Annotated in this window: 21 protein-coding genes and 1 other annotated feature; of the genes, 10 read left to right on the top strand and 11 right to left on the bottom strand. The window is 38.7% G+C overall.

The window, feature by feature from the left end:
* Positions 1–6 precede the first annotated feature (6 nt).
* The 4 genes from ACLHK8_RS07685 (at position 7) to ACLHK8_RS07670 (ending at position 4,226) form a co-directional block, all read left to right on the top strand.
* A complete protein-coding gene (locus tag ACLHK8_RS07685) occupies positions 7–981 on the top strand; it encodes an ABC transporter permease (protein WP_082623293.1) in 975 nt (324 codons plus the stop codon).
* A 16-nt stretch (positions 982–997) separates the two neighbouring features.
* A complete protein-coding gene (locus tag ACLHK8_RS07680; RefSeq protein WP_057774092.1) occupies positions 998–1,921 on the top strand; it encodes a carbohydrate ABC transporter permease in 924 nt (307 codons plus the stop codon).
* A 23-nt stretch (positions 1,922–1,944) separates the two neighbouring features.
* Positions 1,945–3,414, top strand: coding sequence for an ABC transporter substrate-binding protein (locus tag ACLHK8_RS07675; RefSeq protein WP_063698595.1), 1,470 nt, complete (start codon positions 1,945–1,947; stop codon positions 3,412–3,414).
* A 209-nt stretch (positions 3,415–3,623) separates the two neighbouring features.
* Positions 3,624–4,226, top strand: coding sequence for a YesL family protein (locus ACLHK8_RS07670; RefSeq protein ID WP_057774087.1), 603 nt, complete (start codon positions 3,624–3,626; stop codon positions 4,224–4,226).
* Positions 4,227–4,278: 52 nt separating this feature from the next.
* Here the strand turns inward: ACLHK8_RS07670 and ACLHK8_RS07665 are convergent, their stop codons facing one another.
* The 3 genes from ACLHK8_RS07665 to ACLHK8_RS07655 form a co-directional block, all read right to left on the bottom strand.
* Complete coding sequence (locus ACLHK8_RS07665) at positions 4,279–4,800, bottom strand: GNAT family N-acetyltransferase (RefSeq protein ID WP_434520275.1); 522 nt, start codon at positions 4,798–4,800, stop codon at positions 4,279–4,281.
* Between the two features lie 115 nt (positions 4,801–4,915).
* Complete coding sequence (locus ACLHK8_RS07660; protein ID WP_434520274.1) at positions 4,916–6,031, bottom strand: 5-methyltetrahydropteroyltriglutamate--homocysteine S-methyltransferase; 1,116 nt, start codon at positions 6,029–6,031, stop codon at positions 4,916–4,918.
* 66 nt (positions 6,032–6,097) lie between these two features.
* Positions 6,098–6,343: a binding site (T-box leader), on the bottom strand.
* A gap of 87 nt (positions 6,344–6,430) precedes the next feature.
* Positions 6,431–7,018, bottom strand: a complete 588-nt coding sequence (locus ACLHK8_RS07655; protein WP_057774081.1) for an LPXTG cell wall anchor domain-containing protein — start codon at positions 7,016–7,018, stop codon at positions 6,431–6,433.
* 138 nt (positions 7,019–7,156) lie between these two features.
* Between ACLHK8_RS07655 and ACLHK8_RS07650 the strand changes: the two genes are divergently transcribed.
* The 3 genes from ACLHK8_RS07650 (at position 7,157) to ACLHK8_RS07640 (ending at position 8,687) form a co-directional block, all read left to right on the top strand.
* Positions 7,157–7,567: a peptide deformylase gene (locus tag ACLHK8_RS07650; RefSeq protein WP_434520273.1), complete on the top strand. Its 411-nt coding sequence runs from the start codon at positions 7,157–7,159 to the stop codon at positions 7,565–7,567.
* A 137-nt stretch (positions 7,568–7,704) separates the two neighbouring features.
* The gene (locus ACLHK8_RS07645) at positions 7,705–8,010 is read left to right on the top strand and encodes a hypothetical protein (RefSeq protein WP_156486357.1); all 306 of its coding nucleotides are present in this window, start codon (positions 7,705–7,707) and stop codon (positions 8,008–8,010) included.
* 242 nt (positions 8,011–8,252) lie between these two features.
* On the top strand, positions 8,253–8,687 hold the full coding sequence (locus ACLHK8_RS07640; RefSeq protein WP_063698601.1) for a GtrA family protein: 435 nt from the start codon (positions 8,253–8,255) through the stop codon (positions 8,685–8,687).
* Between the two features lie 74 nt (positions 8,688–8,761).
* Here the strand turns inward: ACLHK8_RS07640 and ACLHK8_RS07635 are convergent, their stop codons facing one another.
* The 5 genes from ACLHK8_RS07635 to ACLHK8_RS07615 all read right to left on the bottom strand — a co-directional run bounded on the left by ACLHK8_RS07635 (position 8,762) and on the right by ACLHK8_RS07615 (position 14,127).
* On the bottom strand, positions 8,762–9,535 hold the full coding sequence (locus ACLHK8_RS07635) for an ABC transporter permease (RefSeq protein ID WP_063698603.1): 774 nt from the start codon (positions 9,533–9,535) through the stop codon (positions 8,762–8,764).
* Positions 9,536–9,548: 13 nt separating this feature from the next.
* On the bottom strand, positions 9,549–10,454 hold the full coding sequence (locus tag ACLHK8_RS07630; RefSeq protein WP_057774071.1) for an ABC transporter ATP-binding protein: 906 nt from the start codon (positions 10,452–10,454) through the stop codon (positions 9,549–9,551).
* 141 nt (positions 10,455–10,595) lie between these two features.
* Positions 10,596–11,417: a glycosyltransferase family 8 protein gene (locus ACLHK8_RS07625; protein WP_057774069.1), complete on the bottom strand. Its 822-nt coding sequence runs from the start codon at positions 11,415–11,417 to the stop codon at positions 10,596–10,598.
* A gap of 115 nt (positions 11,418–11,532) precedes the next feature.
* Positions 11,533–11,757 carry a hypothetical protein gene (locus ACLHK8_RS07620; protein WP_063698605.1) on the bottom strand — a complete coding sequence of 75 codons (225 nt, stop codon included), beginning with the start codon at positions 11,755–11,757 and terminating at the stop codon, positions 11,533–11,535.
* Between the two features lie 27 nt (positions 11,758–11,784).
* Entirely contained in the window at positions 11,785–14,127 is a 2,343-nt protein-coding gene (locus ACLHK8_RS07615; protein WP_063698607.1) for an ABC transporter ATP-binding protein/permease, read from the bottom strand.
* A gap of 131 nt (positions 14,128–14,258) precedes the next feature.
* Here ACLHK8_RS07615 and ACLHK8_RS07610 point away from each other — a divergent pair, with 131 nt between their 5' ends.
* Positions 14,259–14,720 carry a MarR family winged helix-turn-helix transcriptional regulator gene (locus ACLHK8_RS07610; protein WP_434520272.1) on the top strand — a complete coding sequence of 154 codons (462 nt, stop codon included), beginning with the start codon at positions 14,259–14,261 and terminating at the stop codon, positions 14,718–14,720.
* Between the two features lie 50 nt (positions 14,721–14,770).
* Here ACLHK8_RS07610 and ACLHK8_RS07605 read toward each other — a convergent pair whose 3' ends face one another.
* Positions 14,771–15,079 carry a hypothetical protein gene (locus tag ACLHK8_RS07605; protein ID WP_057774061.1) on the bottom strand — a complete coding sequence of 103 codons (309 nt, stop codon included), beginning with the start codon at positions 15,077–15,079 and terminating at the stop codon, positions 14,771–14,773.
* Between the two features lies 1 nt (position 15,080).
* Between ACLHK8_RS07605 and ACLHK8_RS07600 the strand changes: the two genes are divergently transcribed.
* Both ACLHK8_RS07600 and ACLHK8_RS07595 read left to right on the top strand, forming a co-directional pair.
* Positions 15,081–15,863 carry an amidohydrolase family protein gene (locus ACLHK8_RS07600; RefSeq protein ID WP_057774059.1) on the top strand — a complete coding sequence of 261 codons (783 nt, stop codon included), beginning with the start codon at positions 15,081–15,083 and terminating at the stop codon, positions 15,861–15,863.
* 20 nt (positions 15,864–15,883) lie between these two features.
* Positions 15,884–16,738 (top strand): alpha/beta fold hydrolase, encoded by an 855-nt coding sequence (locus ACLHK8_RS07595; protein ID WP_434520271.1) that lies wholly within the window; start codon positions 15,884–15,886, stop codon positions 16,736–16,738.
* Positions 16,739–16,794: 56 nt separating this feature from the next.
* Here the strand turns inward: ACLHK8_RS07595 and ACLHK8_RS07590 are convergent, their stop codons facing one another.
* A complete protein-coding gene (locus ACLHK8_RS07590) occupies positions 16,795–18,207 on the bottom strand; it encodes an Ig-like domain-containing protein (RefSeq protein ID WP_434520270.1) in 1,413 nt (470 codons plus the stop codon).
* On the bottom strand, positions 18,208–18,453 hold the full coding sequence (locus tag ACLHK8_RS07585; RefSeq protein ID WP_057774054.1) for a hypothetical protein: 246 nt from the start codon (positions 18,451–18,453) through the stop codon (positions 18,208–18,210).
* Between the last annotated feature and the right edge of the window lie 37 nt (positions 18,454–18,490).

Genomic DNA, 18,490 nt, shown 5'->3' with positions numbered 1-18,490 from the left:
CAAAATATGCAAAATACTGCCGTTCCTCAACTCACACAAAAAAAGCCACCTAAACCAAAATTAATTACACGAATTAAAAGTAATGGTCCGCTACTTTTGTTTGCCATTCCAGGTGCCATCTGGATGATTTTCTTCTTCTACATCCCGATCATGGCAAATGTCGTAGCTTTCAAAAACTTTCATTTTTCACCCGAAGGTTTTATTGCAAGTTTACAAAGTAGCCCCTGGGTTGGATTTAAAAACTTTGAATTTTTATTTTCTTCAAACGCAGCGTGGATTATCACACGAAATACAGTGCTTTATAACTTAGGCTTCATCGTTTTAAACCTAATCATTTCTGTATTTTTTGCGGTTGTCATGAGTCAGTTACGAAACAAAAAACTGATCAAAGTCTATCAAACTTCTATGCTACTTCCTTACTTTCTATCTTGGGTTGTCATCAGCTACTTCGTCTATGCGTTTATCAGTCCCAATCAAGGTTTGATTAATTCATTAATCACGGGCAGTGGCGGTGAAGCAATTAGTTGGTACAACGCCCCCAAATATTGGCCGTTTATCTTACTGTTTATTGGAACATGGAAAAGCATTGGTTATAACAGTATTTTGTATTTTGCCAGTGCTATGGGCGTTGATCCCACCCTTTATGAAGCTGCTGAAATTGACGGCGCAAATAAATGGCAGCAGATCAAACACGTTACCATTCCCGCCCTGATTCCTTTGATGACTTTGATGACCATTTTGGCTATTGGGAATATCTTCCGTGCTGATTTTGGTCTCTTCTATCAAGTTCCTCAAAACTCCGGCAGCCTCTACAATGTCACTTCAGTTTTAGATACATACATCTATAACGGATTGACCTCAACTGGTGACATCGGCATGTCGAGCGCCGCGGCACTTTATCAATCTTTAGTCGGTTTTGTCCTTCTAATGATTAGTAACGCGATTGTGCGAAAAGTTGATTCAGACTCAGCCTTATTCTAAATAGGAGGTGTTGTCATTGGCGCAACGCAAAAAACACATTTCTACTGTGGAGGTCCGTAACTTTGGCCCAAAAACAAATTTATTTTTCAACATTGTGATCGGACTTTTCGCACTGACATGTTTACTACCTTTAATCTTTATTGTGATCATCTCACTGTCTAGCGAAAATTCCTTAGTGTCTAACGGTTATCAATTTTGGCCTGAACATTGGAGTTTGGCCGGCTATGAATATCTAGCCACCATGAGTGGACAACTGCTAAACGCGCTTGGCATCTCCATACTAGTAACGGTATTCGGTACGCTAGTTAATGCTACTTTCACCTCTACTTATGCCTACTCGATTTCACGGACAAGCTTTAAATACAAAAAGTTTTTTACCATTTTTTGCTTAATTACGATGCTGTTTACGCCCGGAATGGTCGCTAACTATATCGTCATGACCAATCTGCTTCAGTTAAAAGATACTATCTGGGCGTTAATCCTACCCATGGCGGTCAGTCCGTTTAACATCATCGTCATGCGAACCTTCTTCAAACGTCAGGTAAACGAGTCGATTATCGAAGCCGCCCGGATTGACGGAGCTGGTGAACTACGGATCTTTGCTCGCATCGTTTTACCATTGGCAGTTCCAGGAATTGCTACTATCAGTCTATTCGCGGCGCTAGGCTACTGGAACGATTGGTTTAACGCGTTACTGTATATCCAGGATTCGCACCTGGTACCTTTACAGTATTTACTAATGAAGATTCAATCTAACATTCAAATGCTGTCACAAAACGCATCCCAAAGCGCTCAATACGCTGGTGGGGCTGCCAGGATTCCGCAAGAGGCAACGCGAATGGCCATGGTTGTCATTTCCATTTTGCCAATTGCGCTCAGCTATCCATTTTTCCAGAAATACTTTGTCAAAGGGCTAACTATTGGCGGTGTAAAAGAATAATTTAATAAAGGGGAACTAAACATATGAAGAAAATTACAAAGCTTTTACTTACAGGAGTGGCACTGATGGGCGTTGCATTGAGTGTTGCTGGTTGTTCATCCAAACAAGCAGACGACAATTCAGGTGGCACTAAAACGTTAACGATGTATCAAATTGGAGAAAAGCCTAAAAATTATGACACCTTAATAAAAAAGGCCAACAAAACCATCGAAAAGAAATATAACGCTAAACTCAAAATTAATTACATTGGTTATGGGGATTATGCACAGAAAATGGCCGTCATTGTTTCTTCAGGTGAAGCCTATGATATTGCAAAGGCGGATAACTACACACTAAATGCTCAAAAAGGGGCTTACGCTGACTTAACTGAATTGCTTCCAAAATATGCATCCAAAGCTTATAAAAATTTAGATTCAGCGTATATCAAGGGAAACAAAGTTAATGGCAAACTGTACGCTTTACCGGTCAATGCAAATGTCTCAACAACCGAAACTATTGCATTCAACAAATATTACCTTGATAAATATGACATCGATATCAGCAAAGTTTCTTCATACAGTGATTTAGAATCTGCTTTGAAGAAGTTCCATGCTAACGAACCTAACGTTGTCGGATTTGCTGCTGTGAAAGGTTTCAAATCAGCTGCTGACTTTGATTATCCGCTCTCAAGTCGACTTCCTTTTGCGGTAGATACTTCTTCTAACGGAGATCCCACAAAAATTGTCAATCAATATAATTCAGCTCAGATGTTAGAAAATTTGGAAGCTTTGCATAGTTACTATAAAAAAGGATATATCGCCCAAGATGCTGCAACAAGTACTAAAGAATATCTATTGGATAGCAAGACATGGTTTGCGCGTCAAGAAGCCCAAGGGCCATATGATTACGGCGATCAAGCTTTAAACACAGCCGCAGGAAGTAAAGATGCCATTGTTACTAAAGAAATTACCACTCCTTTAAAGGCGACCGGAAATGCGCAAATGTTTAACTGGGTCGTTGGAAATGCTTCAAAGAACAAAACCCTATCTGTTAAAGTCCTTGGTCTGTTAAATAGCGATCCCGACTTATTGAATGGTCTCGTTTGGGGTGAAGAAGGCAAGGCTTGGGAAAAGACCGGCGATGCTGATAAAATCAAACTTTTACCCGGTTACAAAGCAGACGAAAGTATGGGCGCTTGGATGACTGGTAATAACCAGATTTTATACACAACAACCGATGTTACCGACAAAGAAATTGCAACCCGTGATAACACGATTAAAACGGCTAAAGAATCACCAATTTTAGGTTTTAACCCTGACACATCAAAAATCAAAACTCAAATTACTAATATTCAAAATGTGATGGATCAGTATGGGGATATCCTTAATACGGGGACTGCAGAACCTAAAGCAACGATCAAGCAAATGAACAAAGCCTTGAAATCAGCAGGCTATGCCGAAGTTCAAAAAGAATTACAAACCCAATATGACAAGTTCTTAAAGGCTCAAAAATAAATATAAGTATCATTCGAGCTGGTCAGTTTAACGGCTGATCAGCTCCATACATAGGCCAGCATGAAATTCTGCAAATGCCAAATAGTCTTAATCTACGAGGAGGGCCAGTCCAACTTAGCGCTTTAGCGGTTAGCGAGGATGGACATCCGTACCGAGAATAAAATTTTGCGAACGCAAAATAGTCCTTAAAAACGAGGAGGAAATTCACATTGATCAGTCTTGGAGTACAAAAAATATTAGTCCGCGCATACGTTTTAATAAAACTTAGTTTATTATTTTGGGCATACGCCTTCTCCGGATTATTAATTTTCGGAATTGGTCCTGCTTTACTAACCATTGCTGAACTCTACCAACAGCATCAATGGTCCTATGAAAAGATTAAATTTAAAGCAGGCTGGCAACTGTTCAAACGTAATTTCAAATTTGGTAATCTGTACTTTTACCTGCTAGCGACTGTTTTAACCGGATTGGGTATAAATCTTTTCTTATCCGTACAAACTCCGGGGTTAGCCTTCCTAGTTACTGATTTCGTGATTATGTTTGTGATTTGTCTAGTCCTCAGTATGTTCCATTATGGATTACTGTTGAATGCCAATTACGAGGTTAATCTACGAACTACTCTCAAGCTTTCCTTTATTCAGTTTTTTAACAACTTCTTAGATGTGATTAAGTTACTGGCAGGCTTCATCGCCATTCTCATCATCACCTACAAGTTTCCAGGCCTCATCCTATTTGCCACCGTCCCGGCTTTCATTGTCTGGACAACAATTGTAAGCAAGAAGTGGTATCAAAAACTGGCCTTTGTCATCTAAAACAAAAAATAGACTTAACTAAAATTTGAATTTAGTTAAGTCTATTTTTATATTAGAGTACTTTCTGTATCAAAAAATCTGTTTGTTCGTCATCACCCATGAAAAATGAGTGTTGGCCGATGCGCTTAAACCCGAGTTTTTCATAAAACTGCTTGGCCGGCTCATTATGTTCCCAAACGCCAAGCCAAATTTTTGCTTTATGATTCTCTGCCGCTAATTTCTCAGCCACTTGAATTAGATACGTGCCTAATCCTTGATGTTTGAAGGCTGGCCGAATGTAAATTCGTTCCACTTCCAAACTATCTGGGCCCATCTTTTCAGACTGCGCGTCATTTACATTAAGTTTTAAATAGCCTGCGACTTCATCGTTAAGTTCAATAAAATAAAACCTAGAATCCGGGTTGGCTAATTCCCGCTGTAACTTTTTGGATTCATATGCCGTTGTTAAGAAGTCATCCATGATCTCTGGTGGATTGTATGGTCCAAACGTATCCGTATAAGTCTCAATACTAATTTGTTGTAATTGTTGCCAGTCTTTAACACCGATTCTTTTAAGTTTGCCTTTTTCTGTCATTTAAAACATCTCCGATTAGTTTCTATCATTCGATTTTACACTAAACAATTCGTCCTGCCAATTGTTTAATCACTAACCACAAAAAAACAATCCCATCAGGATTGCTTTTTAATCCCTATTCTGGCCAAACAGATTTGGCTGTATCAATCACTAGTTGCAATTTATTCCATTGATCGTCTTCTGTTAAATGATTGCCTTCCTCTGTAGAAGCAAAACCACATTGAGCTGACAAACAGAGATCTTCCAATGGCACATATTGGCTCGCGTCTTTAATTCTGGCCTTTAAATCTGCCTGTGATTCCAATTCTGGTTTCTTAGAGGTCACTAAGCCAAGCACGATACGTTGGTGACGGCCATTGTCTGCAATTTTTTTAAGAGGTTCAAAACCGCCAGAACGTTCGTCATCATACTCCAAGAAGTATCCATCAATATGCAATTGGGCTAAATAATCGGCCACTGGATCGTAAGCGCCGGCACCAGCCCATGTTGAAGCGTAGTTTCCACGACAAACGTGCATCGTCAAAGTTAAGTCATCCGGTTTATTATCAGCGATTGCATTAATGGCTCTAACCGCGGCTTCAGCGAGCGGTTTCAGAGCTGGATTAAGGGTGCCTTTTGAAAAACTAGCCCACATTCCCCATGATGTGTCATCAATTTGCAGATAGCGACAGCCCAAATCATAGAAGTGTTGCACTGTCTTTTGATAAGCAACAATGATATCTTCAGTGAAGGCATCAACATCATAATTGTAGTATTCATCATAAATTGAAGCGTCCTTATTTGGAAATAAAACTGAAGGACTAGGAATTGTTTGTTTAGCAGTTACGCCATCAGGGACAATGCTATTCAAATATTTAAAGCCTTCAAAGAAAGGATGATCAGGATTATAAGTCACTTTATCTGTGTATTTAATCCCGCCTTTACGAGTTTCCAAACCGTTAAACGTGTACCCTTTTTCAGGAACGAAAAACTGGGCTCCCTTTAAGCCATCAATGAAATCGAGATGCCACCAGCTACGGTTAAATTCGCCGTCGGTCACAGCTTTCAAACCAAGGTCAACTTGCTTTTTAACAATTCGACTAACTTCTTGGTCCTCTACTTGTTTGAGTTCCTCTGCACTAATTTTTTTGTCATTAAAATTTGCCCTTGCCTGCTTTAAAGCTGCTGGCCGTAATAAACTCCCTACTTCATCATACCGATATGGAAACTTGCTTTGTACACTAACTGTCATCTTACGCACTCTCCTTTAATTTTTTTCAAATTTAAGCAATAAAAAAAGTCCCTGGAATAAATATATTCCAAGGACGAATGATCTCGCGGTACCACCTTAATTTTCGTTTGATTCACACCAAACGACTTAAAAGTACAGCAGAATCTGCTATACTTGTACGCGTTAATGGGCGCACCCAACGTTATCTAATCAATTGATTCGACACCGTTTATCTCCAAGACCATCTTCATCGCTAAATTGTGGCTCCTTTTCACCAACCGGAACCTCTCTGAAAGTCAATCGCACGACTACTCATCTTTTCATTGCTCTTTTATTAATTTGATTTTAATGCAATTCTAATCGTGATAAAATGAATTGTCAAGTCTCAAAATAAAACGGATGATAAGTTTTTACATCTGGTTATTTTTTCCTGCCAAAAAAGAAACTGGCCCCTGCAAAAAGCATCAATATGACGCCAATGATTCTAATTACATTACTCTGTTTTTCGGATGTTTGTGGCAAAACAGTTAATTTTTCAGAATTATATTCACTCAATTTTTCCTTGTTTGAAACAACAGGTTTGGCACTATCCTTACTTTCAACTGTTGTGTTTGCCTTTGATTGTGGTGCCGTTTTGCTGTAAATTACAGTATGAGTCTTTTTATCGTCATTTTTAATGTTGTCATTTGGATTATGCATGGAACCTTGTTGTCTAGTAGAAATTGAATTTGTTCTGGGTGCTGCAGGGGTCCGACTGTAGGTTATGGTATGAGTTTTCTCATCACGACTGATAATATAAAATTCCGGGTCGTGCATGGAACCCTGCATAAACGACGAACTAGAGCTGGAATTTGCATTAGCGCTTGAAGATACTGACTGATCACTAGTGATCGTGCTACTACTTGTCTCATTGGCTCTTGAATCAGCCCTAGTTTTTTGGCTAGCTGCTCCGCTGACTAGGGTGCCTAAAGCCGATAAACTAATCAGTAACACTTTAATTTTTTTCATTACAACCATTCCCCTGTATTTACATGTATTAACCTATTCGTCCGATAATAAAGATTTTATTGTTAACCATGAAAAGGCTAACACACTTTTAATGGTGCGTAAAATTTCCCCACAAAAATAATGACTTAGGAGATAAACATGATTAAACCAATCAATCGCGACACCACTTTTCTTTCTCAAAAAGCAATTAAAGCCAACAAATCAGATCAACAAGTGGTCACCAATTTGCTGGACACGCTCAAGTTTCACAAGGATCATTGTGTTGGCATGGCTGCAAATATGATCGGTGTCAACAAACGGATTATTGTTGTTCAAATGGGACCTCTGGCTGTGCCCATGATTAATCCAATTATTACCAAAAAAGTCGCCGCATTCACCACTAAAGAAGGTTGTTTGTCTCTATTGGGTGAGCGTCCAACTACTAGGTATAAACAAATTGAAGTCACTTATATGGATCAAAAATTCATTCCTCATAAACAGCAATTTTCAGATTGGATTGCCCAAATTATCCAACATGAAGTTGACCATTGCGAAGGAATTTTAATTTGAAAAATCAAAGGAACCCACTAAGTTATAATCTAACTTTAAATATTCCCCATATTCTGTTCTAGCGTGGAAGGTACCGTACAGCTCCTGAAATTTCTACTCGTATGCAAGTTCATCTGCACTTATTGGGATCCTTGATCATGCGTGTTGGCTTTATTTTTATAGATGCTATTGCTCTGTGCAAGTGTTTAGCAATGTCAGTCTATTCAAAAATAAAAAACCATCCAATCATTGATTGGGCCATTATTTTAGCGGTTGACTACTTGCTTTTCCATACACTTTTATGGGAAACTGAAAGTTGGTACAGTCAGGCTATCCTGCCTCTACTGTTCTTAACTGTCACTTTTCCAACCCCATTTTTGAAAGAATCAACCAGCTTCCAAGGCTTCAATTATCATTCCAAAGGGATCCAAGCTCAATGGCTTCGTAGTTTTTTTAAAAACTAATCAACGCTATATTTTAAAAAAGCACAACTTATCTTATTGCTCACGGTAAAATGACGAAAGTAACATACCGGATTGTCTTAACAAATCCGCGTAAAACAGTCCAAAGGATTCAAATTGTACAAACGTTGAAGTACAAATTGGCACCTAATCCACTTAAAACTAATGGAGTTTCACAAACTTACAGCTCCTTAATTTATACATTCAGTACTAAAGCGTAATCAAAAAAATTGTGAGGCCAAAACTTGCTCAAACTAAAAAAGCTTTTTATCCGTTATTACAGCGTAATTAGTTACTTATTTTTTGGTGGTTTAACCACCCTAATTAATATTGTTATATTTAAAGTTTTGAATAATGCCACTACTTGGAACTATCAATTTTCAAACGTTGCGGCCTGGTTTTTATCGGTTTTATTTGCCTATGTAACTAACAAACAATGGGTATTCAATTCAAAAACCTCCAACTCAAAATCACTGATACAAGAAGTGGGATCATTCTTCTTTTTCCGAATCATATCTCTACTTTTCGATATGCTGATCATGTGGACAGGAATCTCGCTTTTAGGCGGAAATGCGCTATTGGTAAAAATCATTGATAACGTGTTAATTGTCATTATTAACTATGTGTTCAGTAAACTATTCATTTTTACTTCTGCACCAGATCATTCGGTAACCAAATGATCCAGTAAAAAATAGAAAAAATGGTCTGAAACAGGATTCACTTCCGCTTCAGGCCATTTTTATTTTAGTAATTTTTACACATTTCGTTTCTTGAAAATCAAGTACCCAAAGAACAGGAATACAACGATATAACCAAGGTTTCCCCACACCAACTGTTCAACCGAGAGTTTTGTGAGTACTTTGTAACTCGAATCTACCACCTGACTCGATAAATTCAGCATATTGATGGGATTCCATTTCAACCACTCCCACTTAGCAATGAGCATAAACATTAGACTGGCAACAATGCTGCTGGCAAAGTAGCCAATAATACCCACAGATACCGCCACGGTCGCATTTTTGAACAAGGTTGCTAAGAGTAAAACTAAGGTCAAAATGAGCCATAATCCAATAAAGTTTCCGCCCATTGTAATTCCTAAATTTTCAAGCAACGTATGCCCATTTCGGCCCACCTTGGCGAGATCAAACGTATTACTAAACAAGGCGACTTTCAAAATAAGCGTCCAAACAAATGAAAGTACATATAAGTAAACAGAATAGAAAAACATTGTAATCCACTTACTCATGATCACCTGACCACGATTATATTTGCGGTACAAGAGCTCTTTGACAGTTCCATACTGAAATTCCATCGAGACAATTGCGCCACAGCCTGCGATCATTAAAAATACAATCCACTCTATTCCCGTAAAATTTGAACTGAATAAACTTTTCGCATCAAAATACTTTGGATAAGCTTTGGCCAATCCAGCAAAAAGCGACATTAAGCCAATTAACAAGATCGTGGCAAAATAGGTACTTTTTTTATGCATTAATTTAAATAATTCCTGATTTATTAAAGTTACCATTTAGTTTCTCCCCCTATTCCGTCAATTGATCATCAGCTAATAAAGCCAGCAATGACGTTTCTAAATCACTTTGTTGATGCTGAATATCTAAAATTTCAATATCGTTATCTACAAATAATTTCAAAATTGGCATTAACTTTTGATTATCTTCTGCAAGGATTCGCACATCCGAGCCCTCACCCAATGTATATCCAGCCTCACTCAATAATTGTTTGGCATGTTCATCATCGGCCGATTTAATCACCAGATATTTTTTGCCTTTATCCGTTAGGGCCTGCATTGAAGATTGTGACACAATCCGTCCTTTATCGATCACCAACACATCATCAACTAACTTTTCGAGTTCACTCAAAATATGACTAGAAATCAAAATGGTTGCCCCATTTTGCGCTAATTTAGTAATAATATTCCGTAAATCTTTATTTGATTCAGGATCCAACCCATTCATTGGTTCATCCAACACAATAAAATGCGGATGATTAATTAAAGCTAACGCGATACCCAGCTTTTGCTTCATCCCTAATGAATAAGATTTTGCCTTCCGCTTGATGTATTTGGTCATCCTCAATTCAGTGACCACTTCATCGATGCGGTGCTGTTGATCATCACCAGTTGCAAACAATTTCAAATGATCCAAGCCGCTTAAAAATGGATAAATTCCAGGATACTCAATCAAGGCACCAACATGTTCTAAACTCGCATGTTTCGTTGCCGTCACATTTTGACCTTCAACGAGAATTTCACCTTTAGAAAAACCGGTCAATCCCAATACAGTTTTCATGATCGTCGATTTTCCGGCCCCATTCGGTCCAACAAGTCCCACAATTCTGCCCTTTTGGACCGTAAAATTAATGTCATGCAAAACCTTTTTACGTCCAAAACTCTTATCTAGATGTTTAACTTCCAGAATATTTGCCATATTTCCCTCCATAAAGTAAATTAGTTAGTTACTTATGTGATTAACTATACATGCCAGATCTTTTTCTGTCAAGGTACAAAAAGGAGGGCTGTTGATCAGCTCTCCTTTTTTCTATTTAGTAAATATTTTTTTGTAGGCTGTTTATTGCAATATTTTTTGAGCTCGATAAGCGTAATGTTTATACAAACCACCATAGCGATTGTGATAATCTTTTTTCCACGGTTTATCCCGTCCACAAAAATGTAAGAAGACAGTATTTTCAATCACCCAGTCCAAAGTCCACCGCCCATTACTAAGCGCGTAATACATGGGACTCCGCCGGGCATCAAAGTTATAAAGTTCATCCGGTATTTTTTTAATTTGATGTCCGTACAAACCATTTAAAACATCTTGATCCGGCAAAAAAAGAGCCATTTTGTTGTCATATATATATTTAAAAATATCGTCACTTTTCACCTGGTCTCGAATCGCTTTTAGATTCAACATCATGATCCCTGAATTAAAATAACTTTCTGCCTCATAATTGCCAAGGCGTAATTTATTTAGCGGTTCCGTCACATTATTCGATAACGCCGAATGGCTGGCCGCTGCGTATAAGGACTCATCCAAATCTAATTGATACAATGCCGATAAATCATTAATTGCTAAAATATCCACATCTAAATAAAGAACTCGGTCTAAGTCAGCCGGTAGATACTCCTGAGCTAATAGTCGATAATAAATTGTTTCTGGATATCGATTAGTGACTGGTGCATTTTCTAAAAAAGTTTCGCCTAAAATAATTGGATGGTAATTCAATCCCAGCCTTTCGCAAAAATTTAGTATTTTTGGTGTTTTCTTTAACTCGTTTTTTTGAATCACATATACATCAAACGTCTGATTTGGCGTATTAATCGTAATTGAATAAAGGGTCGTTAATAATTGATCGACTACATGATTATCAATGGCAAATAGTAAATTCATATCCGTAACATCTCCTAGTCTCCATTATAATATAGCCGCCAGGTAGATAGGAAAAAATTCCAAAATAAAAACTTGCTAGATTTTAAACCTAACAAGTTTTATTTAATTAATTATGCTAAAGCCATTGGTGCGTCAAGTTGGCGACCTTCTCCGCGATGAGCAAGAATCCAGTCATAGTTGTGACAATCACTGCCACCGCTTTGTCGCCATTTAACCAGACAAGCGTTTCATGTAATTTATGGGCTGGTAAAGAATCAGTTTGAGCATCAGGACTCGGTTTAGAAGCTTCCAAAAAGCCCTTAATGTCACCTTTATACCAAGAAATTTCAATTGTCACCATGAAACTTCCTTTCAAATTTTTATAAACTTAGTCTGCACGTAACGCAATGGCGGCATCTTTCTTGGCTGCCATTCGTGCTGGTATATGGCCACCTAACATGGTCAAAACTGTCGAAACAATCACTAAGATAATTGCTTGCGTTGGATTCAATACGGCAACTCCCGCTAGGCCAGTTACGTTTTCCAAAATCGCATTGATTGGGAAGGTTAACGCCCACGCCACGAAAATTCCAAATACACCGGCCCCAAAGCCGAGGATAAATGTTTCCGCATCAAACACACGAGTAATATCTTTTTTACGAGCACCTAAGGCTTTGAGAACTCCAATTTCTTTGGTTCGTTCCAAGACACTGGTATACGTAATAATCGCAATCATAATCATGGAAGTTACTAACGAAATGCCGGCAAAGGCAACTAAGACGTAAGTAATCGCGTCCATGATCCCACCCGTCATACTAGAAATCGTGCTGGCAAGATCTGTGTAAACCACTTTATCGGCTTTGCTCTTCCCTTTGTTGTACTTGTCTAAATATGAAAGAACTTTATCTTTTTGTTTAAACTTAGTTGGATAAATTTGAATATTAGTTGGTTCTGATTCGTCGCCAAGGGTTGTTAACATTGCCGAGCGCGTAGCCTTATCCATTTTTTGACCAGTCATCACGTTGTTATCGCTCTTCTTTTGAGCAGCAACAATTTTTGAATCTTGGTTAGCGTCTAAAACATCTTTAGTCAAATTAGCACTGTAGGCAATCCCATTTGCTAAAATACCGTCTGAATTTCCAGATACCTTCACCCGAATGATTCCTTTAACCGTCAAAGTTTTGGTACTTGAATTAGCAGCCATTTTTGAATAATTAGTTCCTGATACATAGTTACCAGTTGGCAATTTTGTATAGTAATTATCATTCGCAACCACTTTAATCTTTGTACCCACTAGATCTTTGTAATTAAAGTTCTGACCATCCTTAACAGTGAAACCGAGGTTCTTTAAAGCGTTGATATTGACGGTATTATCCTTATCCACAACCAACACGATATCTGTGGATTTTGTCGGATAACTCCCGGCAAGCACTTTATAGTAGGTTTTTAAGAAACTTTGTTTACCATTACGATCTACCGGATAAACACTACCGTTCAAGCCAGTTGAAGCACTCATCATGGCACTTGCACTGGTTGCAGAACTATCGGGATCACTTGTTGAAAACGTCACGGGTTTGTATTTACCGTCAACTTCGCGTAATAAATTCATCCCTGTGCCGTAGCTTACCGCAATATTTTTGGCATCTTTTTTAGGCATTTTATTCAAATAATCTAAATAATTAGTCGTAATTTTGTTTGTATGTTGAGCTTTATCCTCAGCACTCTTTTCAGCCTTCACCTGATTATTTTTAGCAGCTTTATTATTAGAGCTTCCACTATCACTTGAACTCAGTGCACTAGGATCTGTACTAGTCGGCGAAACGGTCACTGGCATCGTTGATAACGCATCACTTTGGGTCTGGTCCACTTGCTTTTGAAAGCCATTTGAAAGTGCCAAAACGACGGCAATACTGATAATACCAATACTTGAGGCAAATACCGTCAGGAACGTGCGTCCTTTTTTGGTTCGAATGTTTGTATAGGAAAGCTTAAGTGCTGTCCAATAACTCATCTTAGTGTTGTTTAGTGAAAAATCAGATTGTTTTTGTTCTTCTTCAAACGGATTGGAATCGTTTTGGATCTGGCCATCGGCAAACTCAATAATTCGATCTGCGTATTTATGCGCAAGATCAGGATTATGCGTCACCATAATAACGAGACGATCTTTACTCAAATCACGAATCAATTGCATAATCTCGTCACTAGTTTCAGAATCCAACGCTCCCGTGGGTTCATCCGCAAGAAGAATTTCCGGATCATTGGCAATTGCCCGCGCAATCGCAACCCGTTGCATTTGCCCACCAGAAAGTTGATTTGGTTGTTTGTGCATTTGATCTTTGAGCCCAACGCGAATCAAAGCATCCGTTGCTTGTTTCTTTTTTTGAGAAGCTGAAACGCCACTAAGCGTCATCCCCATTTCCACATTTTCCATAATTGAAAGATGTGAAATTAAATTATAGGATTGGAAAATAAAACCAACCGAGTTATTTCGGTAAGCATCCCATTCAGAATCTTTAAAGTTCTTAGTAGATTTTCCTTTAATAAGTAGATCTCCGGAATCATATCGATCTAATCCGCCAATGATATTCAGCATGGTTGTCTTTCCAGATCCACTAGGGCCAAGAATTGCAACAAATTCTTGTTTGCGGAACTCAACTGAAACATCATCTTGTGCCTTTGTAACGGTGTCGCCAACGTGATAGTACTTGTTGATATGACTTAATTTTAACAACGGCGTGTCCTCTTTTATAATTTATTTTTTGGTTGTTTTCATTTGACAATGGTTAACTATAGGCACATACTTCACAATTGTCAACTATTAAGAATACTTAAATTTTACTTAAAAATCAGGAGACTTAAAAAATGGAACCAGAACAGAGCAGTAACGACATTTTTGGACAATTATTCCTAACCCTCATCCAAGCAATTTCGCAAAATCGTTTTCCGGATAAATTCGGTCTGACACGTTTACAAGCCATCACACTCAGAAACGTGTATCGGCAGTCCGGGATCACCATGACACAGCTTGCACAAAAGATCGGCATTACCAGACCACAGCTTACACGGATTATCGATACCCTTGAGGACCGTGGCTTAGTTAGTCGTCACCATAACGATGATAACCACCGCGTCATTAATGTTCTCCGTACTGAAAAAGGAAAAAAAGTTGTAAAAAAACACATGGATCTTATCCAGTCCCGAATTCAAAGGCTGGTTGATACCTTGGATGACGAAGACCAGAAAGCCCTAGTTACTCACTTGCAAGGAACTATCCGTTTAATGGAAAAAGCGGGCATTGTTGAATTAGACTTCGAAAAAAATTAGTTTTGTTAAAAATGGACAGTCTCCCCTTCAGGAGACTGTCCATTTTTATTTTACCAATTTGCAATTGTTTCTTTCATACCGGTTATTAAATCATCAGTCATTCTTTTTTTATCTTTGTACAAACCAAGATCCGTAAACTCAATGAACCCAAAAATAAGACTCATCAAGATTTGAACATGCTGCCTTAATTTGTTTGAATCACCATCACTGCGCTGTAAAATTTTCGTAGGAACTTCTCTTAGTTCCATTAATTTGGCCGCGATTTGATCATGATTTTTAATTTTGCTTACTAGCGTTAACATGCTGTTTAACGCATGATTCTGTTGTGAAAAATCAAAGGTTGCCCTCGCAAAGGACAAAATGGCCTCTTCACCACATGTTTCAAATACGAATGATGCTGGCCTAACAAGTGAACTAGCAACTGAGGTTAATGAATACGGTGCTGAACAAAGTAAAGCTTACCCAGATAAAATTGGGTTCGCAGCCACTTTGCCCTTACCTTATGTTGACGAAAGTATTGCTGAAATCGACCGTGCTCGAACAAACCAGGCAAGTGGATTTACCTTACCAACTAATGCAAATGGTACTTACCTCGGTGATCCAAGTTTAGATCCCATTATGGAAAAATTAAATGAACAAAAAACACTTGTTATGTTACATCCTAACGAGCCTAAACCACTCGCAAAGGATGTAAACAGTGATATTCCTGCCCCAATCATGGAATTTTTCTTTGATACAACGCGGGCTGTGACCAACATGGTGATGCATAATGTTTTCAATCGCTATCCAAACATTAAGTTTATTATCCCCCATGCTGGTTCATTATTACCAGTCATTTCGGATCGACTCGCTTTAGCTCAAAAGCTTAATCCTAATTTGAAAGACGAGCAAGTAGACTTGGCCACCGTTTTGGCAACCCAATATTTCGATGTTGCCGGCATGGTTTTACCACATCAACTACCAGTATTACAACAAGTTTCAGATCCTACTCACTTATTGTACGCTACCGATGCGCCATATACACCTGCAGCACAGGTTGTTCAACTGACCAAAGAACTAGAAAATACCGGTCTCTTGTCTGAAGCAACAAAACAAATGATTTTCTATAAAAATGGTAAACAATTATTAGATGAACTTAAATAAATTCAAGGGGGATTTTTAATATGAGTGAATTAAAATTAGATGGTGCAACATTACATTATGAAACAGTTGGCGAAGGTCCTGTTTTAATCTTCGTTCCTGGTGCCAACGGAACAGGTGATATTTTCAGTCATGCTGCTGAATATTTGAAGGACAGTTATAAAGTTGTGATGTACGATCGCCGTAACTATGGTAAAAGTGAACTAACCAAGCCTTTACCTGATGGTATTAGTGATCCTCATGACACTTACCGGATCAAGACCGACGCGAGTGACTTAGCAGCCTTGGCAAAAGAGGTTAGTGACGGACCCGTTTCAATTCTTGGAAGTAGCTCTGGTTCGATCGTGGTGATGGAAACTTTACAGGATTATCCTGAAATTTTCAAAAAAGCTTTGATCCACGAATCACCAATTAATGTCTTCTTATCAGATTCTGAGCAACAGCAAGCTAACAACCAAACTGTTGTCGATATTGCTCAAAAAGATGGCATGATGGCAGCTATGAAGGAATTTGGTAAGTTCATGCGCATTGGTGCCATTGATGCAAAAATGATGTCCAAACCAGCAACAAACATTGGTGATATTAAAAATGCTGCTAAGAATGCTGATGATCCCAAAACTCGTAGCCAAGCATTTTGGTTTGAAAACGAAATCCGTCAGTATACCAGTCGTAAAATTGATTTTTCAATCTTCGAAAAGAATCGCGATAAACTTGTTTTCTTTGCTGGAACTGGCTCAAATAACTCCTTCCCCGTAGAAGTTACCACAGACATTGCAACTAAGGTAAATGTTCCCGTTACCCAAATCCCTGGTGGTCACTTGGGTTATGCCCAATTACCAGAAGGATTTGCTGAAGTTTTGAAAAAAGTTTTAGCTTAACAAATAGGTTTCAAAAGACCTCCACTGAAAATTCAGTGAAGGCCTTTTTTTATCTTCTAATAACTAACTTTCGTATTTCCATAGCGCTTAATTAAACGCATCCCATGTCTTGCATTGTATTTAACTTTGACACTCTTAATCGAGTGACCTTTTCGTGCGTACAATTGAATTGCAGATCGACTGACATGATAACCCGTAAACGAATTACTCTGAATTGCAACAGAGGTCGTATGGGGCATATGCCCATATTGATTCGAGATGATAATATTATTTTCTGGACGCGCACGTTTTAATGTCGTGTTGAAGGTGTTATGGGTAATCGTTAACGATTTGGACGATTCAAAATGCACCGGCGCCCCGAAATAAGTGACATCGGACCCCATTCCACTTAAACGCACAGCATTCTTAACAGTATTGTAGGAGAAAGTCACGTGAGCGATCATGCGACGGTTACTACTAATTGTATCGTGTTGCCCAATTGCAACCTGCGCCAACGAAACTAACTTTTTTCCGCTATATTCTGGTGCCCAGGTATTATGGGTAACCGTAATGTAGGTTGATGGCGTCCCGCTAAAATGGCCTTTCCCATACTTATTAAAACCCGGACCGCCGCTATTATAATTCGCATAATCAGTCTGAATTGACTCGCCATACTCGCCATGATTCCCGTTTTCCCGCATCACTTTAGTACTCAATGTGTGCCCGTATCCATAAAAATGACTTTTAGTAATTGTGATATGCGAACAACCCATTAAGTCAAATATATGCCCGCCGATTCCACATGCTTGGTGAAAGGTTAGTCCGTTAAAGGTGGCTTTGGTAGTCCGTAGTAAACGGAATTCATGCCCGCCCCTGTAAAATGTGCCGCCTTTCCAATTCAAGCCACTCGTAAGGACGCCATAAAAGAAGCCGGCTTTTCCGGTGAAAGTAGCTTTAGTGGCGTTGATATGTACATTAGCTTTTGTAGGTAATTTAACATTGCCACTCATTTTAAAATTGCCAACCAATGTAATTGTCTTACCTTTGCCAGCTTTTTTAAATAACGAGTTCAAGGTTGCGTTAGTTTGTTGAGAAACTTTTACTGTAATTTTCTTTGTGACTCCCTGACAAGTAACGGCAATTGTCGTTGTCCCAGCTTTTTCCCCCTTAATAAGACCCTTTTGCGTAATTGTAGCAACACTAGTGCGACTGGAACGCCACGTAAATCGTGCATTTTTCACATTGGTAATCTTACTTTTTAACTGTTTTGTGGCCCCGACATTAACCGTCGAGCCCCCGGTAATACTCAGTTTTGTTTTAGGAACTGTGATCACAATTTGTTTTGTTTGGCCTTGATAAGAAAGTGTGACAGTTGTCTTCCCGGCCTTTTTACCCACAACAAGTCCTTTTTGCGTAACCGTGGCCACATCAGAGCGACTTGAAGTCCAGACCAGTTTGGCATTCTTGACGTTTGTCACAGTACCTTTCAATTAGTCACTAGCCCCAATGATAACCGTGGTATTACCGGTAAGATTCAAATTAGGCGTCACTGATTCAGACGAAGATTCACTTGATGACGCAGATGAACTGCTTGCTTCCGGTGCGGATGAAGATTCACTTGAAACTGAAGAACTTGAGGCGTCCGTTGTTGAAGCACGCACGCTAACTACTTGATATGTATAAACCAACCCAAATAACACTAAGATAGTGCTAAAATAAACTGCTAATTTTTTCATAATAATATTATATCTCCCCTATGATATAGGGTATCAC

It is taken from the genome of Pediococcus sp. M21F004 (genome assembly GCF_051122535.1).
GTDB lineage: Bacteria > Bacillota > Bacilli > Lactobacillales > Lactobacillaceae > Pediococcus > Pediococcus inopinatus.
Note: the sequence above shows the minus strand (reverse complement) of the source record. Positions and strands in the feature narration are given on the sequence as shown.